Source organism: Sphingopyxis sp. LC81, from assembly GCF_000756375.1.
Classification (GTDB): Bacteria; Pseudomonadota; Alphaproteobacteria; order Sphingomonadales; family Sphingomonadaceae; genus Sphingopyxis.
On sequence record NZ_JNFD01000046.1, the window covers coordinates 40,327 to 65,210 of the forward strand.

Consider the following 24,884-nt stretch of genomic DNA (forward strand, 5'->3'; position numbering starts at 1 on the left):
GAAAAAGGCCCCATTGCGGGGCGGCGCCTCAGGAAAGGCGCTAAAACGCTGCTCTATTCGAGCGCGCGGTCGCTGCCGGTGAGCAGGCCGGGAAGATGCGGCGGAGCCGCCTTGCGCGGCTTGCCGCTGCCGCTGGAGGTGCGGCGGGTCGGGGCGGTGGTGGTCGGGCGACGCTCGACGTCGTTCGTTTCGGCCTTGCCCGCGGTTTCGGCGAACATGACCAGCGACCCCATCGCCGCCGGAACGGCAGGCGCGGCAACAGCCCGGTCGGCGGTCGCCAGGCCGGTCAGTAATGCCAAAAGGGTCAGCAACAGCCGCAAGAATAGCCCCTCATAACGTTCGGAGCCCAGATTATTGCGCCCCGTTCCCTGAACATAGGGTGAAAGCGGCGGCTCGTCTAGGGGGCTGGCGTCGCGGCGGGATCGGCCAGTTCGGGGTTCAACCCGCGTACTTCGATCAGGAAACTCTTCGGTTTCTTGAACAATTTGCTCTTTCGATCGACCTTGAGCCCGACTGTCTCGGCCAGCTCCATGACAAAATGGACGCAATTGAATTTGTTCAGGCTGTAACTCGGCTGTTCGCGGTCGCGCCATTCGGCGACCTTCGCCATGACCAGCGCATAGGTCGCGTCGTCGACCGTCACATCGAACTGGCGATCGCTCTTCGCAATATAATCGGGTTCGGACGACTCCACCTTGCCCTTCACCGCCCCGAACAGGATCGCGGGGCTGACCGAAACCGCCGTGAAACCATAATTGGCGTCGACCACCTCGCCCGTCGCGTCGACTGTTCCCTTCATCACGATGAAGGCGTGCGGAAAGCGGTCGCCGAAATCATGGCTATAGAAACTCACGACCACCTCGGCGCGCGCCGGGGCCGCGAGGCCCGCGCACAGCATCAGCAACGACAGGAGAATGAAACGAAGGCCGCGGGTCATCATCGGCGCCCTCTTAGCGAGCCGCGCTTCGCCTTGCCAAGCCGCGATTGCCGCTTGACGGAAACGTCAACTTCGCATCTTGTCGCGCTGACATCAATGTAAGGAGGGGCCCATGGCACGAAAGGCGATTTTCATCACCGGGGGCGGATCGGGGATCGGCCGCGCGGTCGCGCGCCATTTCGCCGGGCAGGGCTGGTTCGTCGGCATCGCCGACGTCAACAGCGCCGGGATCGATGAAACCGCCGCGCTGCTTCCCGAAGGGGCTTCGTCGCGCCATATGATGGATGTCCGCGATCGCGACCAGTGGCAGGCCGCGCTCGACGCTTTTTCCGCGCAGAGCGGCGGCCGCCTCGATGTCCTCTTCAACAACGCCGGCATCGGCACGGGCGGGCAGTTCGCCGATATGCCGCCGGCCGAGGCCGACCGGTTGATCGCGATCAATTTCGGCGGTGTCGTCAACGGCATCTATATGGCGCTGCCGCTGCTCCGCGCGACCCCCGGATCGACGATCCTCAACACCGGGTCGGCGTCCGGCTTCTACGGCGTCGCGGGCCTCGCCATCTATTCCGCGACCAAATTCGCGGTGCGCGGCCTGACCGAGGCGCTCGAAATCGAATTCGCCAAACATGGCATCAAGGTCCGCTCGCTGATGCCGGGCTTCATCGACACGCCCCTGCTCGATCAGGTCAGCGCCGACAGCAACGAACCCGCGCGCAATCGCCTGTCCGACAGCGGCTTCGAAATCGTCCCCGTCGAGCGCGTCGCCGAGGCCGCATGGGAAGCGGTGCATGGGACGAGCGTCCACACCCCGGTCGGCAAGATGGCGAAGCGCCTGTCACGCCTCGCACGCTGGTTCCCGGGGCTGATCGTCCGCCAGTCGAAGAAGATCGACGGGCTCGGCGCCGCGTCATCGCACTAGGCTATTTCGCCGGCCCGCACGTCACCGACCCACTACCTACATTGCGCACGGTGCACACCGGCTTACCGAGCACGACGGTTTTGCCGATCCCGCGCGAGGTGATCGCGGCGCTCTTGACCGCGCGCAAGATGTGATCGCCCGCGCCTTCGCTGTCGCTGATGAGTTCGTCGACCGACAGCGCCCCCGCGTCGATCGCGCCCGCGCCCGACAATGTCATCTGCGCATTCTTTGCCGCGCCGCCGAGGGTCATCGTACCGTTGCCGATCATCGCGACCTGCAATCGGTCGGTACTGATCTGGCCGACGATCAGCCGTCCAGGTCCGCGCAGGCCAACCATCGCGCGTTGCCCTTTCAGCCTGTCGATCTGGAGCGATCCCGCGCCCGAAAGCGTCGCCGCACGCAGATTGGCGGCGTTGATGCGAACCGTCACCGGCCCGCGCGGCCCGCGGCGTTTTTCGTCGCCCGCGAACTGGCGTTCGCTGATCACCAACCTGCCGTCACGCGCTTCGACGCTCAGCCGGTCGAGCGCGTCCTGCGGCCCGGTCGCCACAGCGCTCACCGGTGCCCGCGTCACGACCTCGACCGTCACATCGGCGCTGACGTCGATCGTCTCGAAGCCGGTGAGGCCATAACGCTTTTCGGCGCCCCATGCGGGGCCGGCGGCAAGCAGGGCGGCGGCCGCGATCGCGGCGCATCTGGTGGCAAGCGTCATGGTGCCGCCTTACCCGCTTCGGGCAGGCGGCACCAGCACGGCATCATTTGCAGGTCGCGGTCCCCGAACCCATCTGCCGCGTCGAACAGGTCGCGCCGCCGGCCAGCGTCACATCGCCCGACCCGAGGATGCGAATATCGGCCGTGCCGGTCGCCTGCGCGTCGACATTGCCCGATCCGGTGACCGACACTTCGAGCGTCGTCGCGACCAGCCCGTCGGCATCGATGTCGCCCGACCCGGTGACGCTGATCTCGCCCGCCCCGATCGTGCCGCCGCCAATCTCGATATCGCCCGAACCCGACACCGTGATATCGGCGCGCTTGCCCGTCAGCTTCGCAACCTTGAGGTCGCCCGATCCGGTGACCACCGCCTCGACCGCGTCGCCGTCGACATTGTCGGCGTCGATCGTTCCCGATCCGGTCAGGCGCACCTTGTTCAGCCGAGGTAGGGTGATCGCGATATCGACATCATCCTCGTCGCTGCTCGAAAAGCTGAAACCTTCGCGCTTGCGGCCGATCAACAGATCCGGTCCATCGAGCTTGATCTCAAGCCGGTCGAGCGCTTCCTTGCGGCCACGCGCGGTGATCGAAAAAGCGTCGCCCTGCCGGATGGTGACGTCGTCGGGGCCCGCAACCTCAATCGCGGTAAAACCGGCCAGGTCATAGGTCTGGGTCGTGATCGGACCGACGCTGGCCGGCGGCCCGCCCCGCTCGGCCCGCTTTTCATCGCTCGGCGCCGCGCCGTTGCAGCCGGTCACAAGCGCCAGCGGCAAAATCGCCATCATCCAGTTCCGCATCATCAATCTCCTCTGTGTATTGCTTGCATAACACACGATGATCGGCGCTGTCCAGCGGTCTGCCATCTTGTCGCCACCTTCGGCGTCCAGAGGGCAATTTCTCCCCCGAAACCGAAAGCCCGACCATGAGCGTAGCCTTTCGCCGCGAGAGCGACGACGAGCATAAGGAACCCGAATTCGAGCTGCCCATCGCGGTCGGCCCGAACCTGGTGACTCCGCGCGGGCTGCGCCTGCTCGGCGAAGAGGTCGCGCGGCTTGAGGGCGAGATCGCGGAAACCGCCGACGAGGACGCGCGCAAGAAATTGCAGCGCCGCCTGCGCTATTTCCACACGCGGCAATCGACTGCCGAGGTGCAGGCACCGCCCGCGGACGGCAGTGTCGGCATCGGCAGCCGCGTGACCTATCGGCTGAACAAGGCCGAAAAGACGATCACCATCGTCGGCGGCGACGAGGCCGACCCGGCACGCGGCCACATCGCCTTTTCCGCCCCGCTCGCCCGCGCGCTGATGGGAACCGAGACCGGCGAGAGCATCGAATATCAGGACCGTGAGGATGCGATCGCGATCCTCGCGGTCGAGGCCGATCCGGAGACGCAGGCATGAAGGACAAATTCGAACGCCACAAACAGCCGTGGACCCCGGCCGAAATCGACAAACTCCATACGCTTGCCAAGAAAGGCATGCCGCTGAAGTCGATCGCGAAAGCGCTGACGCGCAGCGAGGAATCGGTGAAAATCCGGGCCAAGGCCGACAGCCTTTCGATCGCAAAGCTGCACTGAGCCACCATGTCCGCAACCGAATTTGACGCCATCGTGCTGGGTGCCGGCGCGGCCGGGCTGATGTGCGCCACGGTCGCGGGCGCGCGCGGCCGCCGCGTGCTGCTGCTCGACCATGCAGACGCGGTGGGCAAGAAGATCCTGATCTCGGGCGGCGGGCGCTGCAATTTCACCAATGTGAATAGCGCGCCCGACCGCTTCCTCTCGGCGAACCCGCATTTCGCCAAGTCGGCGCTCGCACGCTACACCCCCGCCGACTTTATCGCGCTCGTCGAGCGCCATGGCATCGCTTACCATGAAAAGACATTGGGCCAGCTCTTCTGCGACGGTTCGGCGAAACAGATCGTCGCTATGCTGCTCGATGAGGCGGCGAAAGCCGGTGTCGACGTCCGCACGGGCCAGCCGGTGAGCGACGTGAAGCATGCCGACGGCAAGTTCGCCGTCCGTTTCGGCGACCAGAGCTTCGCTGCCCCGGCGCTCGTCATCGCGACCGGCGGCCCGTCGATCCCCAAGATGGGCGCGACCGGCTTCGCCTATGATCTCGCGCGGCAGTTCGGTCTGAAAGTCGTCGAACCGCGCCCTGCGCTCGTTCCGCTGACACTCGGCGGCGACGATGTCCTGTTCCGCGAGCTATCGGGAATCGCCGCACCGGTCGAAGCCCGCGCGGGCAAGGCCGCGTTCCGCGAGGCCGCACTTTTCACCCATCGCGGCCTCTCGGGTCCCGCGATCCTGCAGGTCAGCAGCTATTGGCGCCACGGCGAACCCGTGACCATCGACCTCCTGCCCGACGCCCCGCAAGGCTGGCTGACGGACGCCAAACGCACCCGTCCGCGCACCACCCTCCGCGCCGCGCTCGGCGCGCAACTCCCCGACCGACTCGCCGAAACCCTCGCCGAACGCCTCGCACTTCCCGGCGAACTCGGCGCCCAGACCGACCGCAAGCTCGCCGATGCAGAGGCGCGACTCGCGGGCTGGATTTTCCGTCCCAACGGCACCGAAGGCTTCGCCAAAGCCGAGGTCACCGTGGGCGGAATCTCGACTGCAAACCTATCCTCGCAAACAATGATGGCCAAAACCGTCCCGAACCTCTATGCGGTCGGCGAAGCCGTAGATGTCACAGGGTGGTTAGGCGGCTATAATTTTCAATGGGCCTGGGCCAGCGGACACGCTGCCGGACAGGTGATTTAAGCCCATTGAGCCCCTTTTCCGTCGGCCCGTCACCGCACCGGTGACCGCCCATATTATTGAGATAAAAATGCCTTTCGAAAATCTTTCTCCCGTCCTTTCGGACGCCCTTGTCGCGCGCGGCTATGAAGCGCTCACCCCCGTCCAGACGCAAGTCACCGAAGACGAAGCCAAGGGCCGCGACCTGCTCGTCTCCGCCCAGACCGGCTCGGGCAAGACCGTCGCCTTCGGCCTCGCGATGGCCGACGAGCTGATCGAGGACGGCCGTCTGCCCTTCGCAACCTCGCCGCTCGCGCTGATCGTCGCCCCGACCCGCGAACTCGCGTTGCAGGTCAGCCGCGAACTGAGCTGGCTTTACGCCAAGGCCGGCGCGCGCATCGCGACCTGCGTCGGCGGCATGGACGCCAGCAAGGAACGCCGCGCGCTAGGCCAGGGCGTGCAGATCGTCGTCGGAACCCCGGGGCGCCTGCGCGATCACCTCGAACGCGGCGCGCTCGACCTCACCGCGCTCCGCGTCGCGGTGCTCGACGAAGCCGACGAAATGCTCGACATGGGCTTCCGCGACGACCTTGAGGAAATCCTCGACGGCACCCCCGCAACGCGCCGCACGCTTTTGTTCTCGGCGACGCTCCCCAAGCCGATCGTTCAGCTCGCCAAGCGTTACCAGCAGGATGCGCTGCGCATCTCGACCGTCGGCGAAGACCGCGGCCATGGCGACATCGCCTATCAGGCGGTGACCGTCGCCCCCGCCGACATCGAGGGCGCGGTCGTCAACCTGCTCCGCCTGCACGACGCCGAAACCGCGATGCTGTTCTGCGCGACGCGCGACAATGTCCGCCGCCTCCACGCCAGCCTCGTCGAGCGCGGTTTCGCCGCGGTCGCGCTGTCGGGCGAGCATAGCCAGAACGAACGCAACGCGGCGCTGCAAGCCCTTCGTGATCGCCGCGCCAAGGTCTGCGTCGCAACCGACGTCGCGGCGCGCGGCATCGACCTTCCGACGCTCAGCCTCGTCATCCACGTCGAAATCCCGCGCGACGCCGAGGCGCTCCAGCACCGTTCGGGCCGCACCGGCCGCGCGGGCAAAAAGGGCACCGCGGTCATCATCGTCCCCTATCCACGCCGCCGCCGCGTCGACGGCATGCTGCGCGGTGCGCGCATCAACGCCGAGTGGATGGACGCGCCGACCGCCGCCGACGTGCGCAAGCGCGATCAGGAGCGTTTGATGGAAAAGCTGCTCACGCCCGTCGAGCATGAGGCCGAAGATATCGAACTCGCGCAGCGCCTGATGGCCGAGCGCACGCCCGAGGACATCGCCGCATCGCTCGTCCAGGCGCACCGCGCGCTGATGCCGCCGCCCGAGGATCTGCTCGACAACAGCCCGCGCGGCCGCGACGCCGCCGGCCGCCCCGAGCGCGGCGAACGCTTCGAGCGCCCCGAACGCGGCGGCGACCGCCGCGAGGGATTCGAGGACGCCGTCTGGTTCCGCCTCAACATCGGCCGCCACCAGAATGCCGATCCGCGCTGGATCCTGCCGCTGCTCTGCCGCCGCGGCCATGTGAGCAAGAACGAGATCGGGGCGATCCGCATCGGTCCCAAGGAAACGATGTTCAACATCCCGCGCGCGATTGCTGACCGCTTTGCCGAAGCGGTGGTGCGGACCGCGAATCAGGATGGCGAGGACGACAGCGGCGTGTCGATCACGCCCGCGCCCGACGGCCCGACCTATCCGCCGCGCCGCGATAAGGGTCCGCGCGACAACGCGCCGCGCAACACGCTCGGCCGTGCGCCGGGCGGTGATCGTGGATTCGGTGATCGTTCGGGTCCGCGCGGCCCGCGTGGCCCGGGCGGCCCGGGCGGCAACGAACGCTACAAGCCCAAGCCCTACGGCCAGCGCAGCCCGCGCCGTCCGTCGAAGTAAGCCATAAACCCCTCCCCCGACGGGGAGGGGCTTTTGTCGCTCCGCCCTTGCGCTCCCCGGCCCGGCCCACCAGATGGACCGGACAGCAGGAGAGCGGCGCATGCAAGCGATCGAAGCCTTTATCGAAAGCCAGGGCGGACCCGAGGTCATCGACTGGCGCGAGGTGACGCTCGGCGACCCCGGCCCCGGCCAGGTGCTGCTCCGCCAGACCGCGGTCGGCCTCAACTATCTCGACACCTATCATCGCGACGGCACTTACCCCGTCCCGCTGCCCAGCGGCCTCGGCGTCGAATCCGCCGGCGAGGTGATCGCCGTCGGCGCCGACGTCCACGGCCTCCAGCCCGGCGACCGCGTTGCGACCTTCGGCCCCGAACGCACCGCCTATGCCAGCGCGCGGATCGTCGGCGCGGCGTCGCTGTTCAAGCTCCCCGGCGACATCGACGATGAAACCGCCGCCGCCGCGCTGCTGAAAGCCTGCACCGTCGAAATGCTCGTCGAACGCTGCGCGAAGGTTCAGGCCGGCTCGCCCGTGCTCGTCCACGCCGCCGCGGGCGGGGTCGGGCTGATCCTCGTCCAGTGGCTGAAAGCGATCGGCGCGACCGTGATCGGCACCGTCAGCACCGAAGCCAAGGCGCACACCGCGCGCGAAGCCGGCGCCGACCATGTGCTGATGTACAAGAGCGACGACGTAGCCGCGCATGTCCGCGAAATCACCGATGGTCAGGGCGTGCCGGTGACCTTCGACGGCATCGGCATGGCGACGTGGGACGTGTCGCTAAAGGCCACCGCGCGGCGCGGGCTGATTGTCAGCTATGGAAATGCGGGCGGCCCGGTGACCGGGGTCAACCTCGGCATCCTCGCTCAGCATGGGTCGCAGTTCGTCACGCGCCCGACCTTGTTCGACTATTATCACCTGCCCGGCGAACGCGCCGCGGGCGCAGCGCGCGTGTTCGAGATGATCGCCTCGGGCGCGGTGCAGATCACCGTCGGACAGCGCTATGGGCTACAGGATGCGGCAAGGGCGCACGCCGATTTGCAGGCGGGACGTACGACGGGTTCGACCTTGCTGATCCCGGAGCACAACTAAACCCCTCCCGCCTGCGGGAGGGGCAGCGAGACTTGCGAGCTTGCTCGCTAGTCGCAGTGGGGGAGGGTTGCGCAACGTCACATGTTCTCCCCCGACCCCTCCCTGAAGGGAGGGGAGAAATTACGCGTTCAACCGCTCCGCATGCCACGCGACATGCTCGGCCAAAAAGGTCGAGATGAAATAATAGCTGTGGTCATACCCCGGCTGCATGCGGATCTCGGCCTTCTGCCCCGCACGTTCGCACGCCGCGACCAGCAATTCGGTCTTCAGCTGCTCGGCGAGAAAATTATCGGCGTCACCCTGATCGACGAGCAGGTCGGGGACGCGCAGCCCCTGATCGAGCAGCGCGCACGCGTCATAGGCGTGCCAGTCCTCGCGGTTGTTACCGAGATAGTTGCCGAGCGCCTTTTCGCCCCATGGACATTGCAGCGGCGCGACGATCGGCGAGAAGGCCGACACCGAACGAAAACGATCCTGATTGCGAAGGCCGATGGTGAGCGCGCCATGCCCGCCCATCGAATGGCCGGTGATCGCCTGCCGCGTCAGGTCGGCGCTCGCAAAATTGCGCAGGACGAACGAAGGCAGCTCATCCTCGATGTACGAGCGCATCCGGTAGTTCTTCGCCCACGGCTCCTCGGTCGCATCGACATAGAAACCCGCGCCCAGCCCGAAATCCCACGCGGCGTCGGGATCGTCGGGAACGCCATCGCCGCGCGGGCTGGTATCGGGAGCGATGAAGATCACGCCATGCTCGGCGCACGCGGCGCGATACTCGCCCTTTTCCATCACATTGGCGTGGGTGCAGGTCAGCCCCGACAGATACCAGAGCACCGGAAGCTTCGCGCCGGGTTCATGGTCGGGGACGAACACCGCAAAGGTCATGTCGGTGCCGGTGGTCGTGCTCGCATGCCTGTACACGCCCTGCGTGCCGCCATGGCTGCGAACGGTGGAGAGGGTTTCGAGGGTCATGCGGACTCCTGAACGGGGATGGGCGCGACGACGGGCTGATGTCCCCAATGACGCAGAAGGTCGAGGATCGTTGCCCCCGACAGACCGAGTGTGCCGGTGTTACGCAATGGATGAACATTGACCGTCGCCGCGGCGGCCAGCCCCTCGTCGAGCACGACGGTGATACTGCCCGGAAGCGCATTGATCGCGGCGAGCGGCGTCACCGATCCCGGCGCGATCCCGAGCAGCCGTTCCATATCGTCGGCCTTGCCGAAGCTGACGCGCTTGCTGCCGATCGCGGCGGGCAGCGCCTTCAGGTCGACACGCGCCTCGCCGGGAACAGTGACGAGCCAATAAGCGCCACCATTGTCCTTCAAAAACAGATTCTTGGTATGCGCGCCCGGAATGCCCGCATTGACCTCGTCGCTCTCGGCGACGGTGAAAACCGCGACATGCTCATATACGGCGAAGGGGATGCCAAGCGCATCCAGGTCGGTCAGCAATCCCGCTTCGCCGCGCATGATCGATCCTCAGACGACGCGGTGCAGCGCGCAGAGCTTGTTGCCCGACGGATCGCGCAGATAGGCGAGATACATCGCGCCGAAACCGCCTTCGCGGATGCCCGGCGGGTCTTCGATCGACGTGCCGCCGTTGGCGACGCCGGCATCATGCCACGCCTTGGCCTGCTCGGGGCCTTCCATCGCAAAGCCGATCGTGCAGCCGTTGCCCGCGGTCGCGGGTTCGCCATCGATCGGCGCACCGACGAGGAACAGCCCGCCATTGTACATATAGATCAGGCGTCCCTTGTCGTCGGTGATCGCCGGCTTGCCGCCGATCGCCTGAAAGGTCGCGTCATAGAATTTCTTGGCGGCTTCGAGGTCGTTCGCCCCGACCATATTGTGACTGTACATCGCCTTTGCTCCTCCTGATTCTGGTTGCGAATCGATACCTACCCTGCTCGGCCGGGCAGGACCAGCCGCCATAATGTTTCGGATTCTGCAAAAATGACGAACCCGGGCGCTCGTACCTATCCTAGCGGAAGACCACCGTCTTGCGCCCGTCGATCAGCACGCGCTGTTCGGCAACCCAGCGCACCGCGCGCGCCAGCACCTGCGCCTCGGTATCGCGGCCGATGCGGATCAATTCGTCGACCGAATCGCGATGATCGACGCGCTCGACCGCCTGTTCGATGATCGGCCCCTCGTCGAGATCGCTCGTCACGAAATGCGCGGTCGCGCCGATCAGCTTGACCCCGCGTTCGTGCGCGCGGTGATAGGGCTTGGCGCCCTTGAAGCCCGGCAGGAAGCTGTGGTGGATATTGATGCAGCGCCCCGACAGCTTCGCCGACAAATCCTGCGACAGCACCTGCATATAGCGCGCAAGCACCAGATGCTCGGCGCCCGCATCGGCCATGATCTGCACGATCGCCGCCTCCTGTTCGGCGCGATTGGCGTCGCTGACCGGCAGGTGATGAAAGGGTACGCCGTGCCATTCGGTCAGCCGCCGCTGATGCTCATGGTTCGACACCACCGCGGCGATGTCGATCGCGAGATTGCCCGTCGACCAGCGGTGGAGCAGGTCGTTGAGGCAATGGCTGCCCTGCGACACCGCGATGACGAAGCGCGGCTTGACGCGGCTGTCGCTGATCCGCGCGTCCATCGCGAACCGATCGATGATCGGTGCGAAAGCGTCCTGCACCGCCGCGAGCTCGCCGGGAAAGCGCGGCCCCGCACCGCGGAACTCGACGCGCATGAAAAAGCGCCCCGAATCGAGGTCGGCATATTGCTGGCTATCGAGGATGAAGCCGTCGCGTTCCGCGAGCAGCCCCGTCACCGCCGCGACAATGCCGACCGCATCGGCGCAGCTGAAGGTCAGGACAAAGGCGGGCTGGTCCATTTCCATCATGCCAGCCGGTGCGTCGCGCACAGCTTGTTGCCGGCGGGATCGCGCAGATAGGCAAGATAGAGCGTGCGCCCTTCGGTGCCGTGGCGAACGCCGGGCGGATCCTCGATTGCCGTGCCGCCGTTCGCCGCGCCCGCGGCGTGCCAGGCATCGACCGCCTCGGTCGACGCGGCGACGAAACCCAGCGTTCCGCCATTGGCCCCGCTCGCGGCCGCACCATTGAGCGGCTTGGTCAGCAAAAAGCGCCCACCGGCGTGCGAATAGATGAGCCGGCCCCATTCGTCGACGACACCCGGCGGGATTCCGAGCGCGCCGAGCGCCGCGTCATAGAAGCGGCGCGCGGCTTCGATATCGTCGGCGCCCAGCGCCACATGACTGAACATGGCGGCCTCAGAACACGACGACGCTGCGGATGCTTGTCCCCGCATGCATCAGGTCGAAGCCCTTGTTGATCTCTTCCAGCCCCATGACGTGGGTGATCATCGGGTCGATCTCGATCTTGCCGGTCATATACATGTCGACGATCTTGGGCACATCGGTGCGGCCCTTGGCGCCGCCGAACGCGGTGCCGCGCCAGTTTCGCCCGGTGACGAGCTGGAACGGCCGCGTCGCGATTTCCTTGCCCGCTTCGGCCACCCCGATGATGATCGAGGTGCCCCAGCCGCGATGGCAGGCTTCCAATGCGGTGCGCATCACCTCGGTATTCCCCGTCGCATCGAACGTATAATCGGCGCCGCCGTCGGTCATCTGGACGATCGTCGCGACGACATCCTCGCGGCTCATGCCCTTCGAATTGAGGAACTCGGTCATGCCGAACTTGCGGCCCCATTCCTCGCGCGCGGGGTTGATGTCGACGCCGATGATCTTGTCGGCACCGGCGAGGCGCGCGCCCTGAATCACGTTGAGCCCGATGCCGCCAAGCCCGAAGACGACGACATTGTCACCGACCTGCACTTTTGCCGTATTGATGACGGCTCCCACCCCGGTGGTCACGCCGCAGCCGATGTAACAGCTCGACTGGAACGGCGCATCTTCGCGGATCTTCGCGACCGCGATCTCGGGCAATACGGTGAAGTTCGAGAAGGTCGAGCAGCCCATATAATGAAAGATCGGCTGGCCCTTGTACGAAAAGCGCGTCGTGCCGTCGGGCATCAGCCCCTTGCCCTGCGTCGCACGGATCGCGGTGCAGAGGTTGGTCTTGCCGCTGAGGCAGCTTTTGCACTGGCGGCATTCGGGGGTGTAGAGCGGGATCACATGATCGCCGGGCTTTACCGAGGTTACGCCGGCGCCGACTTCGCGCACGATGCCCGCGCCCTCATGCCCCAGCACGCTCGGGAAAATGCCCTCGCTGTCGAAGCCGTCGAGCGTGTACGCGTCGGTGTGGCAGATGCCTGTCGCCATGATCTCGACCAGCACCTCGCCCGCCTTCGGGCCTTCGAGGTCGAGTTCGACGATCTCCAGCGGCTTCTTCGCTTCGAAAGCAACGGCGGCGCGGGTCTTCATGGGCGATCTCCTTCTCGCCCGGCTATCAGCACTCCACGACGCTGACCGCAAGACCCCCTTTGGATGTTTCCTTATATTTGTCGCGCATGTCGCGGCCCGTTTGCAGCATCGTCGCGATCACCGTGTCGAGGCTGACGACATGGGTGCCGTCGCCGATCATCGCGATGCGGCTCGCATCGATCGCCTTGATCGAACCCATCGCGTTGCGTTCGATGCACGGAATCTGCACCAGCCCGCCGATCGGATCGCAGGTCAGGCCGAGATTATGTTCCATGCCGATCTCGGCGGCATTTTCGACCTGCGCGTTGGTCCCGCCCAATGCCGCGGTCAGCCCCGCCGCCGCCATCGAACAGGCGACGCCGACCTCGCCCTGACAGCCGACCTCGGCGCCCGAGATGCTGGCGTTGCGCTTGTAGAGCGCACCGACCGCGCCCGCGGCGAGCAGGAAGGTGCGCACCCCCGCATCGTTGCCGCGATAGCCGCGCCGGTAAAAGCGGATCACCGCGGGAATGATCCCCGCCGCGCCATTGGTCGGCGCGGTGACGACCTTGCCACCCGCGGCATTTTCCTCGTTCACCGCCATCGCCCACAGGTTGATCCAGTCCATCATCGCGAGCGGATCGGTCAGATTCGCCTCGTGGCGGTTGCGGATGTCGTCGGCGATCTGCGGCGCGCGGCGCTTGACCTTCAGCCCGCCCGGCAAGACCCCGGTACTGCAGCACCCCGCGTCGATCGACGCGTCCATCGCGCCCGCGATCGCGTCGAGCCCGGCCTCGACCTCTTCGAGGCTGCGATGCGCGAGCTCATTTTCGAGCATCATCTCGGCGAAGCTCTTGCCCGACGCCGCGCCCATTTCGAGCAGATCGGCGCCCGAGGTGAAGGCGAAGGGCAGTTCAACCTCGTCCTCGGCGCCGCGGCTGTTGCGGCCCGCCTCGTCCTCGTCGACGACGAAGCCACCGCCGATCGAGAAATACATGCGCTTCGCGAGGATCTCGCCGTCGCCGTCGCGCGCGGTGAAGCTCACGGCGTTGCTGTGAAAGGGCTGCCGCTGGCGCATCTGGAAGTGCAGGTCGCTTTTCGGTTTGAAGCGAGCGCGCTGGCGGCCGAGCAGATAGAGAAAGCCCTCGCTTTCGGCGCGGTCCCAATGCGCGCGGATCGCCGCGAGGCTCGTGCTCGCGGGAATCTCACCGGCGAGACCTGCTACGATGGCGGTGTCCGCTGCGTGCCCCTTGCCGGTCAGCGCGAGCGAGCCGTAAAGGTCGGCTTCGACATGCGCGGTTTTGCCCAGCAGCGCCTGCTCGTCGAGCCACACGGTGAAACGCCGCGCGGCAACCATCGGCCCGACCGTATGCGAGCTGGAGGGACCGACACCGATTTTGAAAAGTTCGAAAAGGCTGATCGTCATGGCGGCCCTATAGGAGAAGGCGGACGATCCCGATAGGCCCGCGTGGGCCAATTTTCGTTACGGCTTGCAAGAAATCCTCCCTGCGGCGCAGCCGTGGGGAGGGGGACCATGCGAAGCATGGTGGAGGGGCCGCGACGTCGCCGCCCCTCCGTCAGCCCTGCGGGCTGCCACCTCCCCATCGCTTCGCGACAGGGAGGATCACAAGCTTACGCCGGATAGGTCCAGGTCGTATCGCGCGCGAAATTCTCCGCGGCGAAATCCCAGTTCAGCAATTCGTCGACCACCGCGTCGACATAGGCCGGACGCAGATTCTTGCGGTCGATGTAATAGGCATGTTCCCACACATCGATCACGAGCAGCGGCTTGATACCTGCAACCAGCTCGGTGCCGGCATCGTGCGTGTCGGTGACCGACAGCGTGCCGTCACGCGAGACGAGCCACGCCCAGCCCGAGGCGAAATGGTTGACCGCGGTTTCCTTGAGCTTCTTCTTGAGGTCGTCGAGCGAACCGAAATCGCGCTCGATCGCGGCGAGCAGGTCGCCCTTCGGCGCGGTCTTCGTCGGCGACAGGCTTTCCCAATAGAAAGCGTGGTTCCACGCCTGCGCGGCGTTGTTGAACAGGCCCTTGTTGCCCGATCCTTCGGCGTGGTGGACGATTTCTTCGAGCGGCTTCGACGCCAGCTCGGTGCCTTCGATCGCGGCGTTGGTCTTGTCGACATAGGCCTTGTGGTGCTTGCCATGGTGCGTCGCCAGCGTGTCGGCCGAGATATGCGGCTCGAGCGCGTCCTGGGCGTAAGGGAGGGGAGGATGGGCGATCGTCATGGCAGTCTCCATTTTATTATTGAGGGGTTTGCGGCCTTAAACTCGGTATCGGACCCGCGGGTTGCAACCCTGTGACCGCAAATTTTGCGGTTATTTTTCAGGTCACCATCGCTTGCAGCGTCGCGATGCGGTCGGCTTCCTCGGCGGGCTTGTCGCGGCGGATGCGCGATATGCGCGGGAAGCGCATCGCGAGCCCCGACTTGTGACGCTTGCTGCTGTGGATCGAATCGAAGGCGACTTCGAGCACGAGCGATTTCTCGACCTCGCGCACGGGACCAAAGCGGTTCAGCGTGTTGTCGCGCACGAACTTGTCGAGCCATTTCAGCTCCTCGTCGGTGAAGCCCGAATAGGCCTTGCCGACGGGCAGCAACTCGCCCGCCTCGGACCAGCAGCCGAAGGTATAGTCCGAATAGAAGCTCGCGCGGCGTCCATTGCCGCGCTGCGCATACATCATCACGCAGTCGGCGGTGAGCGGGTCGCGCTTCCATTTATACCAGAGGCCGGCGCGGCGCCCCGCCACATAAGGCGCGTCGCGGCGCTTGAGCATCACCCCCTCGATCGCCGCATCGCGCGCGCCCGCGCGGCGCTCGGCGAGGTCGTCGAAATCCTTGGCGTCGATCACTTGCGAAAGGTCGAAATGGCTGCCCGCCAGCCGCGGCACGAAGGCCTCCAACTGTCGCCGCCGCTCGGTCCACGGCAGCCCGCGCAGGTCGTCGCCGTCGACCGCGAGCAGGTCGTACACACGCACAAACGCAGGATAATCGGCGAGCATCTTCTTCGACACGATTTTGCGCCCGAGCCGCTGTTGCAGCGCATTGAAACTCGCCGCCTCGCCGCCCTGCACCTCACCACGCACAAGCAGTTCGCCGTCGATCACGGCGTCCTGGTCGAACGCCGCGACCAGCTCGGGGAAGGCGCCGCTGATCTCCTCGCCGCCGCGGCTGTAGATGCGCGTCTCGCCGCCACCATGGACGATCTGGACGCGAATGCCGTCCCATTTCCACTCGGCGGCATAGTCGGCGAGGTCGACGCTTGCCTCCTCCAATGGATGCGCGAGCATGAACGGACGGAAAAAGGCGACGTCGGCAAGGTCGGGCCGCTCCGCCCTTCCCTCGCCCCACGCGAACAGCGGCGCATAGGGCGGCGGGATCGCGTGCCACAACTCCTCGACATCGTCGACCGGCACGTCGAACGCCTGCGCGAACGCCTGTTTCGCGAGCCGCGCCGATACCCCGACGCGCATTCCGCCGAGCGCAAGTTTGAGCAAGGCATAACGGCCGTCGGCGTCGAGCCGGTCGAGCAGCGAGGCGACGATCGCCGGGGCATCGCTGCGAGACGCGGCCGACAGCGCATCCACCGCATCCGATACGCTAAGGCCCGCCTTCTTCCCCGGCACGTCAGGCCACAGCAGCGCCGCCGTCTCGGCCGTATCGCCGACGAAGTGCCGCGACAGGCGGAACAATTCCTCATCGATGCGGGTCGCCAGCAAGGTCCGCACCGTCCCCGCCTTCACCGCCGGGAAATCGAGACTCTCGGTCAGCGCCGCGATCGCCCAGCCACGATCCGGGTCGGGCGTATGGCGCAGATAGTCGACGATCAGCGCGAGCTTCGTATTACGCGAGCGCGTGTAGATCAGCCGGTCGATCAGGGCCGCGAAGCGCTTCACACCTCCTCCTCCAAATCGCGGCCGACGAGGTGCAGCGCGCGCGCCTTGCGCTGGGTGAGTTCGCACCAGCGCAGCAGGCCGTCCTCGCTGCCGTGGGTGATCCAGCTCTCCTTCGGGTTCACCTCCGAAATCGTCGTCGTCAGCTCGTCCCAATCGGCATGGTCCGAAATCACCAGCGGCAGTTCGACCATGCGTTGCCGCGCGCGCTGGCGCACGCGCATCCAGCCCGACGCCATCGCGGTCACCGGATCGGGCAGCCGCCGCGACCAGCGATCACCCAGCGCCGAGGGCGGTGCGAGGACGATCCGCCCCGCCATCTCGGCCTTGTCGGTTTCGCTGACCAGCCGCAACTCGCCGAGATCAACGCCATGCACCGCATAAAGCTCGCACATCTTCTCAAGCGCGCCGTGGATATAGATCGGCGCATCCCATCCGGCCCCGCGCAATTCGGCAATCACCCGCTGCGCCTTGCCCAGCGCATAGGCGCCGACGAGCACCGAGCGGTCGGGCTCGGCGCGCACCGCGCCGATCAGCTTGGCGATCTCGCCCTCGGTCGGCGGGTGGCGGAACACCGGCAATCCGAAGGTCGCCTCGGTGATGAAAATATCGCACGGAACGACCTCGAAGGGCGCACAGGTCGGGTCGGGGCGGCGCTTATAATCGCCGGTGATGACGATTCGTTCGCCCCCATACTCCATCAAGATCTGGGCGCTGCCGAGCACATGCCCCGCCGGATGAAAGGAAAAACGCACTCCGCCGCGCTCGAACCCGTCGCCATATTCAAACGCCTGATTGCGGCTCGCCTCGACGTCGACGCCATAGCGCAGCGCCATAATCGCCAGCGTCTCCGGCGTCGCGAACACCGCGCCATGACCGCTGCGCGCATGGTCGGCGTGACCGTGCGTCACCGCAGCGCGCTCGACCGGGCGCGAGGGATCGATCCACAGGTCGGCGGGCTTCACATAAAGCCCGCCCGAATGCGGTTCGAGCCAATGCTTGGCTTTCGCCATCAGCACCCACCTGCCGGAATCGGAATCGCCGCCTTGTTCATATCGCCTGCATAGCACAACGAACAAAGAAGGAACAAATCCGGGTCCGCGCTAAGCCTCGCGCCACTTTGCGGGCAGCGCGATGTCGACCACCAGCCCGGTCGGCTCCCAGTGACGCGCGATCGAGCCGCCCAGATTGTTGCGCACGCTGCGTTCCATCAGCAGCGTGCCGAAACTGGTGCGGTCGGGCGGTCCGACCAGCCCCTGCGTTCCGGTTTCGGTCCAGGTCAGGCGAAACATCCGCGACTCGCTGCCCTCCGGATCCTGCGACCAGTGGATTTCGACGCGTCCTCCGTCGTTCATCAGTGCGCCATGCTTGACCGCATTGGTCGCGAGCTCGTTGAACACCAGCGCCATCGCGACCAGCGCATTTTCGGGCAGCAGCAGATCGGGGCCCGACCAGCGGATGCGCGGAAAGGCCGCCTCGACCTCGCGCATCAGCGCGTGCATCGATCCGGTCATGAAATTGGCGCCGAGCAGGACATTCTGCGCGCGGTTAAGCGCGTCGAGCCGGCTGCTGATCCGTTCGACATAATCGTCGACGTCGCGCGCTGCGTGGCGGGTGAGCGAGATGATCGCGCTGACCGTCGCGAACAGGTTGCGCATCCGGTGGTGCAGCTCGCGCATCAACAGATTGGCATTTTCCTGCCGGCTCTTCTGTTCGGTGATGTCGATGCTCACCCCGGTCAGCATGGCATCGTCCGACCGCACGTCCCAGTCGCCGCGCACGGCGTTCCAGCGCACGCCGCGCTCGGGATTCAGCACGCGATATTCGGCCGCATAGGGCGTTCCGTTCGCGATCGCTTCCTTCAGTATCTCGCGCAGGCCGGCGCGGTCGTCGGGATGGACGAGATCGAAAAATCCGTTGCCGGTCGCCAGCATCGCCTGATATTCGGAGCCCCATAGTTCGGCGCCGGCGCCCTGCGTGCGCAGCCGGTCGGTCCGCGGATCATATTGCCACGACGCGATTCCCGAAAAATCGAGCGCGCGTTCGAGCGTGCGGCGCGCCTCGTCGCGCTCGGCGCCGATCCGGCGCAGGTCGGCTTCGGCCATGATGATCCCGGCGAAATCCTCGAGCCGTTCGAGCTCGATATCGGTGAGCGCTTTGCGCTCATCGCGATCGATCAGGCACAGGCTGCCCAGGATCGCGCCGTTATAAGCGCGCAGCGGCACCCCCGCATAGAAGCGGATGTGCAGATCGCCGGTCACCAGTGGATTGTCGCGAAAGCGCGGATCGCCCAGCACGTCGGTCACCATCACCGGCCGCTCCTCGGCGATGACATATTGGCAAAAGCTCATCTCGCGCGGCGTTTCGGGGGTATCGAGGCCATAGGCCGATTTGAACCATTGGCGGCAATCGTCGACGAGCGAGACCAGCGCGATCGGCACGCCGTACAGTTCGGCGACCATTTTCGTGACGCGGTCGAACGCCTGCTCGGGCGGGGTGTCCATGATGCGATATTCGCGAAGCGTGTCGAGACGCAGCCTTTCGGCGCGTGCTGCAGCTTCGTCTCCCCCGTCCGCCAAATCTCGTCCCTCGCTGCCCTGCGATGCTGATGGCCCCGCATCGCTCATGTCCCCGGGGCGCCGCTCTGCCATGAATATGGTCCCTACAAAAGCATGCTCGCGCCGCAACCGGAAAAGTAATTAAATTCCACTTACTTACGTCGCATTTTCATCGCGTCCCGACTGACTCTACGCATTGGGGCGCGACAAGTTGCAACGGCCGCCGCCGCTCCTTTCGGCCGCCAGACGGAACCGACCCGCGCCGGGACGCGTATGACTGGTCACAAGAGGGAGCAATTTTGATGACATTGGGTGAGGAACTTCGCGGGCATCTGCCTTTCCTGCGCCGCTACGCGCGGGCTTTGACGGGTAGCCAGCAGCATGGCGACAATTTCGTCCACACGACGCTCGAAGTCATCGTCGCGGCCCCCGACGAATTCCACAGCGGCGACGGCACCCGGATCGACCTTTACCGCAATTTCCACCGTATCTGGGAAAGCGCCTATATCGACGAGGGCGAAGACAGCGATGAGGGCGAGCACCCGCTCGTCCGCGCCGCGCATCGGCGCCTCGTCCAGATCACCCCGCTCGGCCGGCAGATTCTGTTGCTCACCGCGCTCGAGGGATTTTCGGTCGAGGAGGCCGGGCTGATCACCGGCACCGACGGGCCGACGGTCGAAACACTGCTCGACGATGCGGTCGGCGAACTCGACCGCGAATCGCAAACCTCGGTGCTGATCATCGAAGACGAACCGCTGATCGCGATGGAGCTCGAACAGATCGTGCGCGATCTGGGCCACCGCGTCGCGGGCGTCGCGACCACCCACGAGGATGCGGTCGCCGCGTTCGAACGGACCGACGCGGGGCTCGTCCTCGCCGATATCCAGCTTGCCGACGGATCGTCGGGGATCGACGCGGTGCAGGATATCCTGGCGATCGCGCCGGTCCCGGCGATCTTCATCACCGCCTTTCCCGAACAATTGCTCACGGGCGGCCGCGTCGAGCCGACCTTCCTGATTTCAAAGCCATTCCGCGAAAACACCGTGCGCGCGGCGATCAGCCAGAGCTTGCTGTTTACGCCGCAGCTCGCAGCATAGGATTTTCCTTTCTCCCCTCCTGCAGACGGGAGGGGAGAAACATTATCGAAACAACCTCAGTCCCCGCCGGGACCGTTCGCGGTCAGCTGATCGACATTGTCCATGATCGTGCGGAACGCCTCGCTCGACGGCATCGCGTCAGTGCTGCGCCGCGGCATTTCGCCGCTCTCCAATATCGACTGCAGCGCTGCGCGGCCGCGCGACACCCGGCTTTTCATCGTGCCGACCGCGCAGCCGCAGATCGCCGCACCTTCCTCGTAAGATAATTGCCCGGCGCCAATCAGCACGAGCGCCTCGCGCTGGTCGACCGGCAGCAGCAGCAACGCCCGCTGCACGTCGGCCAGATGCAGGCTGTCGTCCTGATCGTCGGGCGCGACAAGCAACCGCTCGGCGGCCAGCTCGTCATATTCGGCGGTGAATTTCTTGCGGCGCATCTGCGACAGGAAACAATTGCGCAGGATGACGAACGCCCAGCTCTTCATGCTGGCGGGGCCCGGCACATATTGCGCGCGCGCCTTCCATGCCTTCAGCATCGTTTCCTGCACCAGATCGTCGGCGAGGTCGGCGTTGCCCGTCAAGCTGCGCCCGAATGCACGCAGATGCGGCAGCATTGCCGCGAGTTCACGCTTGAAGCTGGCATCGTCGAGCGGCTGAGGCGTTTCGTCGCTAGTCACACAATCCTGATCGTTTGGGCGCCCGGAAGCACCGCTGAATAGACACAAGGCTTAGCGGGTTGAATCCATTATGGGAACCAAAAGCGCACCCAAAGAGGCAGTAACCGAAACCGGCCGGACCAGACATTGTGCTTTTATCGCAACACCGTTCGTCGAAAAAACCGGCAGGCGGGGAACCCCGGGCCGTTCTCGTCGTTGCTCCCGCATGGCTACGCAAGGCAACAATAGGATGAACGGCAAGGGCCCCCTCCCCCCGGGCGCCGACGCGCGCCGCACGCTGGGAAGCTTTCCCGGCACGACCGGCGACCAGTGGCACCGCACGCTGACCGGGCGACAAGCGCCCGAGCCGGTCAGCGCGAAACTGCGCATGATCTATGGCAATGTCGTTGCCGAAAAGCTGCCCGATAATATGCTCGACCTTCTTTCCCAGCTCGATCAGAAAAGTCCGAAGCAATAATGACCGGAACCACCGCCGCTGCTTCGCAGCCGCAGGCCGAAACCCTGTCCGACAGCGAATTCAAGACGCTGCTCGCCGGCGTCATTCCGCACCTTCGCGCCTATGGCCGCAGCCTGTCGGGCAACCCCGACCTCGCCGACGATCTGACGCAGGACACGATGGTCAAGGCGTGGGCGTCGCGCGAGCGGTTCGAACGCGGCACCTCGATCAAGGCGTGGACCTTCGTCATCCTGCGCAACACCTTCCTGTCGCAGATGCGCCGCAACAAATTCGTCGGCGAATATGACGAGACCGCGGTCGAGCGCACGATGTCGACCCCCGCTGCCCAGGAAGACAGCGGCGAGATGGCCGACCTGCAGCGCGGACTGATGGAATTGCCGCAGGACCAGCGCGAGGCGCTGATCCTCGTCGGCGCCGGCGGATTGTCCTACGAGGAAGCCGCGAGCATCTGCGATTGTGCGCTCGGCACCATGAAAAGCCGCGTCTCGCGCGCGCGCGCGGCGCTCGAAGAGATTATGAACAGCGGCCAATTCTCGCAGAAGCGCGCCGACGCGCCGCCGTCGAGCGAAGCGGTCGACGCGATCATGGACAGCGTCGAGACGATCACCGCGCGGCGCGAGGCGGCGAACCGCTGAGATAATCCCGTCGCCCCCGCGCAGGCGGGGGCCGCTGTCGGCCCCACACTACCTCGCTAGCGGCCCCCGCCTGCGCTGGGGCGACGGGCTATTCATTCTCTCGACTTTCTTGGTCGTTCAAGTCAGATGTGCGCATCCGTCCCCAGCGAAGCGAGCCCCCTTCGATGAAAAACCTGCCGCATCTTGCCCTGATTTCCGCGCTGGCCGTCGCCGCCTGCTCGGCCGCCCCCGCGTCGACCGAAGCCGCGCCCGCGGACACCGCCAAGCTCGACGCCTCGGGCGCGCAGCCCGCGACGCCGCTCGCCGATGCACCCTTCACGGTGAAGGAGGTCGCGAGCTTCAACGAACCCTGGGCGATGACTTTTGTCCCCGGGACGCGCGCGGCGCTGATCACCGAACGATCGGGCAAGCTCAAACTGTGGCAGGAAAGCGGCCCGACGCTCGACGTCGCGGGTGTCCCCGCGGTCGCCTATGGCGGTCAGGGCGGGTTCGGCGACGTGATCGTCGCGCCCGACTTTGCGACCAGCGGCACGATTTACCTGAGCTGGGCCGAGCCCGGCCCCGGCAACACCTATGGCGCGGTGGTCGGCAAGGCGAAGCTGAAGCAAGGCGCCGCGCCCGCGCTCGAAGGGCTCCAGATCATCTGGAAACAGAACCCCAAGGTCACCGGCCAAGGACATTATTCGCACCGCCTTCTCTTCTCGCCCGACGGCAAATATCTCTTCATCGGCTCGGGCGAGCGCCAGAAATTCACACCCGCGCAGGATATGACGGGCAATCTCGGCAAGGTCCTTCGCCTCAATCCCGATGGCAGCGTCCCCGCCGACAACCCGTTCGTCAGCGAGGGTGGCGTGACCGCGCAAATCTGGTCGCTCGGCCACCGCAATATCCTGGGGCTCGCCTTCGACGGCACCGGGAAGCTGTGGAACCAGGAAATGGGACCAAAGGGCGGCGATGAGGTCAATCTCGTCGAGGTCAAGGCGAACTACGGCTATCCGATCGTGTCGAACGGCGACCATTATGACGGCAAGGACATCCCCGACCATCCGACGCGCCCCGAATTCGCGGCGCCGAAACTCTGGTGGAACCCGTCGGTCTCGCCCGGCGGGCTCGTCTGGTATGGCGGCGACCTCTATCCGGGCTGGAAGAACAGCCTCTTGATGGGCGCGCTGTCGGGCGAAGGGCTGATCCGCATGCAAGTCGATGGCGACAAGCTCCACAAGTCCGACCGCTGGAACTTCGGCCAGCGCATCCGCGAGGTCGAGGTACGCGACGATGGCTCGGTCTGGCTGCTCACCGACGGCGAGGACGGCAAGCTGGTGCGGCTCGTCCCGAAGAAATAGCGCCCTTCCTGTTCCCCGGCGAAAGCCGGGGCCCATGATAGATTGCGCGATGTTTTTGACCGCGCCCGGAGTCATGCGCCTCCGGGCGCCTTTCGCCGGGGCTCGGTAATGACTATATCGCCCCCATGATCCGCGGCTTCCTTACCCGGCGCGCCGAATGGCCCGCGCGCATCCCCGATCCCGACGCGCTGCCGCCGCTGACGTTGCTCTGGCGCGAGATCGGGTCGCTGGCGCGCGCCATCGGAGCGCGCATCCGGCCGATGCCGCCCGAGCCCAATCCCGACAGCGAGCATCCGCCGGTGATGGTGCTCCCGGGCTTCCTGTCGGGCGACTGGGCCACCAAGGGGCTGCGCGCCGACCTCCGCCGCTCGGGTTTCCGCTGTTACGCCTGGGGTCTCGGCTTCAACCGCGGCGCGACCCCCGACATCATCGACCGCATCGACACCCGCGTCCAGTGGATCATCGACCGCACCGGCTATGCCCCCGCGCTCGTCGGGTGGAGCCTTGGCGGCATTTATGCGCGCGAATATGCCAAGCATCACCCCGACAAGGTCGCGCGCGTCGTCACTTTGGGCTCGCCCTTTTCGGGCAGCCGCCGCGCCAACCGCGCCTGGCGCCTCTATCACCTCGTCGCGCGCCACCCGGTCGACAATCCGCCGATCGACTTCCACCCCGCGCCGCGCCCCGAAATGCCGACCTTCGCGCTCTGGTCGAAGCACGACGGCGTCGTCGCGGTGAGCAGCGCGCGCGGGCTTCCGCATGAGAGTGACCGGCAGGTCGAGGTCGACTGCGGCCATATGGGTTTCGCCTATGCGCCCACATCGGTCGCGGCGATCGTCAAGGCGCTGACCGAAGAGGTGAGCGACGAAACACCCGATCAGCAGACGTCGATGCGATAGGCGGGCGCCGCGCGCCACGCCATCAGCATCCGCCCCGGTCTTTTCCCCGCGCGCCCCGTCGATACGAAACCGATCCGGCGCAGAAGTGCGCGCGACCGATCGTTGTCGGGATGGCATTCGGCGACGATCGAGCAGCCCGGCCGCGACGAAGCGAGCGCCCCGACGACCGCGCGCACCGCCTCGGTCGCGATGCCCCTGCCCCGCACCCGCGCCGCGAACCAGTAGCCGATCTCATATTCCTGCCCCACGCGGCGGTGCACCCCGATCACGCCGTTGAGATCGAGCCCGCTTTCGTCGCGCACCGCATGAAAGACATCGCCGCCTCCCGATTTGGCGATCAGCGCGCGCGCGTCGGCTTCGGTGAAGGGAGCGGGCAGGAAATGAACCTGCGAGGTCACCGTCTCGTCGGTGATCGCCGACAAGGCGCGCGCATCATCGGCAAAGAGCGGCGTGATGCGGCAATGGTCGGTCGACAGGGCAAGCAAGGTATCGGTCATGTCGCGTCTTCTTCAAAAAGCGCACGCCGTGACCGGGGGTTGGTGGTGTGATGATGACCATTCGCCTGTCCGAACACGGCGGCTATGGTCACAGGTGATGCCATGCCGCTCCTATGTAAAGGAGCGCCAATACGCCTTGAATCGGAGAGATTG

At 65.9% G+C, this 24,884-nt stretch carries 28 protein-coding genes; 11 read left to right on the forward strand and 17 right to left on the reverse strand.

Annotation, left to right across the window (positions count from 1 at the left end; genetic code table 11):
• Window positions 1-53: 53 nt before the first annotated feature.
• Both FG91_RS19360 and FG91_RS19365 read right to left on the reverse strand, forming a co-directional pair.
• The gene (locus FG91_RS19360; RefSeq protein ID WP_037518404.1) at window positions 54-320 is read right to left on the reverse strand and encodes a hypothetical protein; all 267 of its coding nucleotides are present in this window, start codon (window positions 318-320) and stop codon (window positions 54-56) included.
• A gap of 77 nt (window positions 321-397) precedes the next feature.
• On the reverse strand, window positions 398-937 hold the full coding sequence (locus tag FG91_RS19365) for a hypothetical protein (protein ID WP_037518558.1): 540 nt from the start codon (window positions 935-937) through the stop codon (window positions 398-400).
• A 112-nt stretch (window positions 938-1,049) separates the two neighbouring features.
• On the opposite strand from FG91_RS19365, the gene FG91_RS19370 reads away from it, so the two are divergent.
• Complete coding sequence (locus FG91_RS19370; protein ID WP_037518406.1) at window positions 1,050-1,856, forward strand: SDR family oxidoreductase; 807 nt, start codon at window positions 1,050-1,052, stop codon at window positions 1,854-1,856.
• Between the two features lies 1 nt (window position 1,857).
• On the opposite strand, the gene FG91_RS19375 is transcribed toward FG91_RS19370, so the two are convergent.
• Complete coding sequence (locus FG91_RS19375) at window positions 1,858-2,568, reverse strand: head GIN domain-containing protein (RefSeq protein ID WP_037518409.1); 711 nt, start codon at window positions 2,566-2,568, stop codon at window positions 1,858-1,860.
• A gap of 43 nt (window positions 2,569-2,611) precedes the next feature.
• Window positions 2,612-3,367: a head GIN domain-containing protein gene (locus FG91_RS19380; protein ID WP_052187939.1), complete on the reverse strand. Its 756-nt coding sequence runs from the start codon at window positions 3,365-3,367 to the stop codon at window positions 2,612-2,614.
• Window positions 3,368-3,489: 122 nt separating this feature from the next.
• Here FG91_RS19380 and FG91_RS19385 point away from each other — a divergent pair, with 122 nt between their 5' ends.
• From FG91_RS19385 to FG91_RS19405, 5 genes are all read left to right on the forward strand, one after another.
• Window positions 3,490-3,966 (forward strand): GreA/GreB family elongation factor, encoded by a 477-nt coding sequence (locus FG91_RS19385; RefSeq protein ID WP_037518411.1) that lies wholly within the window; start codon window positions 3,490-3,492, stop codon window positions 3,964-3,966.
• Window positions 3,963-4,142, forward strand: a complete 180-nt coding sequence (locus FG91_RS19390; RefSeq protein ID WP_037518413.1) for a hypothetical protein — start codon at window positions 3,963-3,965, stop codon at window positions 4,140-4,142. The genes FG91_RS19385 and FG91_RS19390 overlap by 4 nt, the downstream gene beginning before the upstream one ends.
• Window positions 4,143-4,148: 6 nt before the next feature.
• Complete coding sequence (locus tag FG91_RS19395) at window positions 4,149-5,327, forward strand: NAD(P)/FAD-dependent oxidoreductase (RefSeq protein ID WP_037518416.1); 1,179 nt, start codon at window positions 4,149-4,151, stop codon at window positions 5,325-5,327.
• 67 nt (window positions 5,328-5,394) lie between these two features.
• The gene (locus FG91_RS19400; RefSeq protein WP_037518418.1) at window positions 5,395-7,242 is read left to right on the forward strand and encodes a DEAD/DEAH box helicase; all 1,848 of its coding nucleotides are present in this window, start codon (window positions 5,395-5,397) and stop codon (window positions 7,240-7,242) included.
• A 100-nt stretch (window positions 7,243-7,342) separates the two neighbouring features.
• The gene (locus FG91_RS19405) at window positions 7,343-8,329 is read left to right on the forward strand and encodes a quinone oxidoreductase family protein (protein WP_037518421.1); all 987 of its coding nucleotides are present in this window, start codon (window positions 7,343-7,345) and stop codon (window positions 8,327-8,329) included.
• 120 nt (window positions 8,330-8,449) lie between these two features.
• Here FG91_RS19405 and fghA read toward each other — a convergent pair whose 3' ends face one another.
• From fghA to FG91_RS19460, 11 genes are all read right to left on the reverse strand, one after another.
• Window positions 8,450-9,298, reverse strand: a complete 849-nt coding sequence (gene fghA / locus FG91_RS19410; protein WP_037518424.1) for an S-formylglutathione hydrolase — start codon at window positions 9,296-9,298, stop codon at window positions 8,450-8,452.
• On the reverse strand, window positions 9,295-9,798 hold the full coding sequence (locus tag FG91_RS19415; protein WP_037518427.1) for a prolyl-tRNA synthetase associated domain-containing protein: 504 nt from the start codon (window positions 9,796-9,798) through the stop codon (window positions 9,295-9,297). Before FG91_RS19415 ends, fghA begins: the two co-directional genes overlap by 4 nt.
• 9 nt (window positions 9,799-9,807) lie before the next feature.
• Window positions 9,808-10,188 carry a VOC family protein gene (locus tag FG91_RS19420; protein ID WP_037518429.1) on the reverse strand — a complete coding sequence of 127 codons (381 nt, stop codon included), beginning with the start codon at window positions 10,186-10,188 and terminating at the stop codon, window positions 9,808-9,810.
• A 121-nt stretch (window positions 10,189-10,309) separates the two neighbouring features.
• Window positions 10,310-11,182, reverse strand: coding sequence for a formyltetrahydrofolate deformylase (gene purU, locus FG91_RS19425; protein WP_037518563.1), 873 nt, complete (start codon window positions 11,180-11,182; stop codon window positions 10,310-10,312).
• The gene (locus FG91_RS19430) at window positions 11,179-11,562 is read right to left on the reverse strand and encodes a VOC family protein (RefSeq protein WP_037518430.1); all 384 of its coding nucleotides are present in this window, start codon (window positions 11,560-11,562) and stop codon (window positions 11,179-11,181) included. Before FG91_RS19430 ends, purU begins: the two co-directional genes overlap by 4 nt.
• 7 nt (window positions 11,563-11,569) lie before the next feature.
• A complete protein-coding gene (locus FG91_RS19435) occupies window positions 11,570-12,682 on the reverse strand; it encodes an S-(hydroxymethyl)glutathione dehydrogenase/class III alcohol dehydrogenase (RefSeq protein WP_037518432.1) in 1,113 nt (370 codons plus the stop codon).
• Between the two features lie 25 nt (window positions 12,683-12,707).
• Window positions 12,708-14,087 (reverse strand): L-serine ammonia-lyase, encoded by a 1,380-nt coding sequence (locus tag FG91_RS19440; protein ID WP_037518434.1) that lies wholly within the window; start codon window positions 14,085-14,087, stop codon window positions 12,708-12,710.
• Between the two features lie 206 nt (window positions 14,088-14,293).
• Window positions 14,294-14,908: a superoxide dismutase gene (locus tag FG91_RS19445; RefSeq protein WP_037518565.1), complete on the reverse strand. Its 615-nt coding sequence runs from the start codon at window positions 14,906-14,908 to the stop codon at window positions 14,294-14,296.
• A 97-nt stretch (window positions 14,909-15,005) separates the two neighbouring features.
• A complete protein-coding gene (locus FG91_RS19450) occupies window positions 15,006-16,574 on the reverse strand; it encodes a cisplatin damage response ATP-dependent DNA ligase (RefSeq protein WP_037518436.1) in 1,569 nt (522 codons plus the stop codon).
• Window positions 16,571-17,584, reverse strand: a complete 1,014-nt coding sequence (locus FG91_RS19455) for a ligase-associated DNA damage response exonuclease (protein ID WP_037518438.1) — start codon at window positions 17,582-17,584, stop codon at window positions 16,571-16,573. Before FG91_RS19455 ends, FG91_RS19450 begins: the two co-directional genes overlap by 4 nt.
• Before the next feature lie 90 nt (window positions 17,585-17,674).
• Window positions 17,675-19,150, reverse strand: a complete 1,476-nt coding sequence (locus FG91_RS19460; protein WP_235212107.1) for a sensor histidine kinase — start codon at window positions 19,148-19,150, stop codon at window positions 17,675-17,677.
• Window positions 19,151-19,431: 281 nt separating this feature from the next.
• Here FG91_RS19460 and FG91_RS19465 point away from each other — a divergent pair, with 281 nt between their 5' ends.
• Entirely contained in the window at window positions 19,432-20,226 is a 795-nt protein-coding gene (locus FG91_RS19465) for a response regulator (RefSeq protein ID WP_037518443.1), read from the forward strand.
• Window positions 20,227-20,282: 56 nt separating this feature from the next.
• Here the strand turns inward: FG91_RS19465 and FG91_RS19470 are convergent, their stop codons facing one another.
• On the reverse strand, window positions 20,283-20,837 hold the full coding sequence (locus FG91_RS19470) for a sigma-70 family RNA polymerase sigma factor (RefSeq protein ID WP_443027749.1): 555 nt from the start codon (window positions 20,835-20,837) through the stop codon (window positions 20,283-20,285).
• A gap of 292 nt (window positions 20,838-21,129) precedes the next feature.
• Here FG91_RS19470 and FG91_RS19475 point away from each other — a divergent pair, with 292 nt between their 5' ends.
• The 4 genes from FG91_RS19475 (at window position 21,130) to FG91_RS19490 (ending at window position 24,234) form a co-directional block, all read left to right on the forward strand.
• Window positions 21,130-21,357 (forward strand): NepR family anti-sigma factor, encoded by a 228-nt coding sequence (locus FG91_RS19475; protein WP_037518448.1) that lies wholly within the window; start codon window positions 21,130-21,132, stop codon window positions 21,355-21,357.
• On the forward strand, window positions 21,357-21,992 hold the full coding sequence (locus FG91_RS19480) for a sigma-70 family RNA polymerase sigma factor (RefSeq protein ID WP_037518450.1): 636 nt from the start codon (window positions 21,357-21,359) through the stop codon (window positions 21,990-21,992). Before FG91_RS19475 ends, FG91_RS19480 begins: the two co-directional genes overlap by 1 nt.
• Window positions 21,993-22,156: 164 nt before the next feature.
• On the forward strand, window positions 22,157-23,335 hold the full coding sequence (locus tag FG91_RS19485) for a PQQ-dependent sugar dehydrogenase (protein ID WP_037518452.1): 1,179 nt from the start codon (window positions 22,157-22,159) through the stop codon (window positions 23,333-23,335).
• A gap of 125 nt (window positions 23,336-23,460) precedes the next feature.
• Window positions 23,461-24,234 carry an esterase/lipase family protein gene (locus tag FG91_RS19490; protein ID WP_052187941.1) on the forward strand — a complete coding sequence of 258 codons (774 nt, stop codon included), beginning with the start codon at window positions 23,461-23,463 and terminating at the stop codon, window positions 24,232-24,234.
• Here the strand turns inward: FG91_RS19490 and FG91_RS19495 are convergent.
• The gene (locus FG91_RS19495) at window positions 24,213-24,731 is read right to left on the reverse strand and encodes a GNAT family N-acetyltransferase (RefSeq protein ID WP_037518457.1); all 519 of its coding nucleotides are present in this window, start codon (window positions 24,729-24,731) and stop codon (window positions 24,213-24,215) included. The two genes, FG91_RS19490 and FG91_RS19495, sit on opposite strands and share 22 nt — an antisense overlap.
• Window positions 24,732-24,884: the final 153 nt, after the last annotated feature.

Excerpts from the sequence above, each read along its gene's own strand:
- FG91_RS19365 (WP_037518558.1), bottom strand. The coding sequence starts at position 937 with ATGACCCGCGGCCTTCGTTTCATTCTCCTGTCGTTGCTGATGCTGTGC.
- FG91_RS19370 (WP_037518406.1), top strand. The coding sequence starts at position 1,050 with ATGGCACGAAAGGCGATTTTCATCACCGGGGGCGGATCGGGGATCGGC.
- FG91_RS19375 (WP_037518409.1), bottom strand. The coding sequence starts at position 2,568 with ATGACGCTTGCCACCAGATGCGCCGCGATCGCGGCCGCCGCCCTGCTT.
- FG91_RS19380 (WP_052187939.1), bottom strand. The coding sequence starts at position 3,367 with ATGATGCGGAACTGGATGATGGCGATTTTGCCGCTGGCGCTTGTGACC.
- FG91_RS19385 (WP_037518411.1), top strand. The coding sequence starts at position 3,490 with ATGAGCGTAGCCTTTCGCCGCGAGAGCGACGACGAGCATAAGGAACCC.
- FG91_RS19390 (WP_037518413.1), top strand. The coding sequence starts at position 3,963 with ATGAAGGACAAATTCGAACGCCACAAACAGCCGTGGACCCCGGCCGAA.
- FG91_RS19395 (WP_037518416.1), top strand. The coding sequence starts at position 4,149 with ATGTCCGCAACCGAATTTGACGCCATCGTGCTGGGTGCCGGCGCGGCC.
- FG91_RS19400 (WP_037518418.1), top strand. The coding sequence starts at position 5,395 with ATGCCTTTCGAAAATCTTTCTCCCGTCCTTTCGGACGCCCTTGTCGCG.
- FG91_RS19405 (WP_037518421.1), top strand. The coding sequence starts at position 7,343 with ATGCAAGCGATCGAAGCCTTTATCGAAAGCCAGGGCGGACCCGAGGTC.
- fghA (WP_037518424.1), bottom strand. The coding sequence starts at position 9,298 with ATGACCCTCGAAACCCTCTCCACCGTTCGCAGCCATGGCGGCACGCAG.
- FG91_RS19415 (WP_037518427.1), bottom strand. The coding sequence starts at position 9,798 with ATGCGCGGCGAAGCGGGATTGCTGACCGACCTGGATGCGCTTGGCATC.
- FG91_RS19420 (WP_037518429.1), bottom strand. The coding sequence starts at position 10,188 with ATGTACAGTCACAATATGGTCGGGGCGAACGACCTCGAAGCCGCCAAG.
- purU (WP_037518563.1), bottom strand. The coding sequence starts at position 11,182 with ATGATGGAAATGGACCAGCCCGCCTTTGTCCTGACCTTCAGCTGCGCC.
- FG91_RS19430 (WP_037518430.1), bottom strand. The coding sequence starts at position 11,562 with ATGTTCAGTCATGTGGCGCTGGGCGCCGACGATATCGAAGCCGCGCGC.
- FG91_RS19435 (WP_037518432.1), bottom strand. The coding sequence starts at position 12,682 with ATGAAGACCCGCGCCGCCGTTGCTTTCGAAGCGAAGAAGCCGCTGGAG.
- FG91_RS19440 (WP_037518434.1), bottom strand. The coding sequence starts at position 14,087 with ATGACGATCAGCCTTTTCGAACTTTTCAAAATCGGTGTCGGTCCCTCC.
- FG91_RS19445 (WP_037518565.1), bottom strand. The coding sequence starts at position 14,908 with ATGACGATCGCCCATCCTCCCCTCCCTTACGCCCAGGACGCGCTCGAG.
- FG91_RS19455 (WP_037518438.1), bottom strand. The coding sequence starts at position 17,584 with ATGGCGAAAGCCAAGCATTGGCTCGAACCGCATTCGGGCGGGCTTTAT.
- FG91_RS19465 (WP_037518443.1), top strand. The coding sequence starts at position 19,432 with ATGACATTGGGTGAGGAACTTCGCGGGCATCTGCCTTTCCTGCGCCGC.
- FG91_RS19470 (WP_443027749.1), bottom strand. The coding sequence starts at position 20,837 with ATGCTGCCGCATCTGCGTGCATTCGGGCGCAGCTTGACGGGCAACGCC.
- FG91_RS19475 (WP_037518448.1), top strand. The coding sequence starts at position 21,130 with ATGAACGGCAAGGGCCCCCTCCCCCCGGGCGCCGACGCGCGCCGCACG.
- FG91_RS19480 (WP_037518450.1), top strand. The coding sequence starts at position 21,357 with ATGACCGGAACCACCGCCGCTGCTTCGCAGCCGCAGGCCGAAACCCTG.
- FG91_RS19485 (WP_037518452.1), top strand. The coding sequence starts at position 22,157 with ATGAAAAACCTGCCGCATCTTGCCCTGATTTCCGCGCTGGCCGTCGCC.
- FG91_RS19490 (WP_052187941.1), top strand. The coding sequence starts at position 23,461 with ATGATCCGCGGCTTCCTTACCCGGCGCGCCGAATGGCCCGCGCGCATC.
- FG91_RS19495 (WP_037518457.1), bottom strand. The coding sequence starts at position 24,731 with ATGACCGATACCTTGCTTGCCCTGTCGACCGACCATTGCCGCATCACG.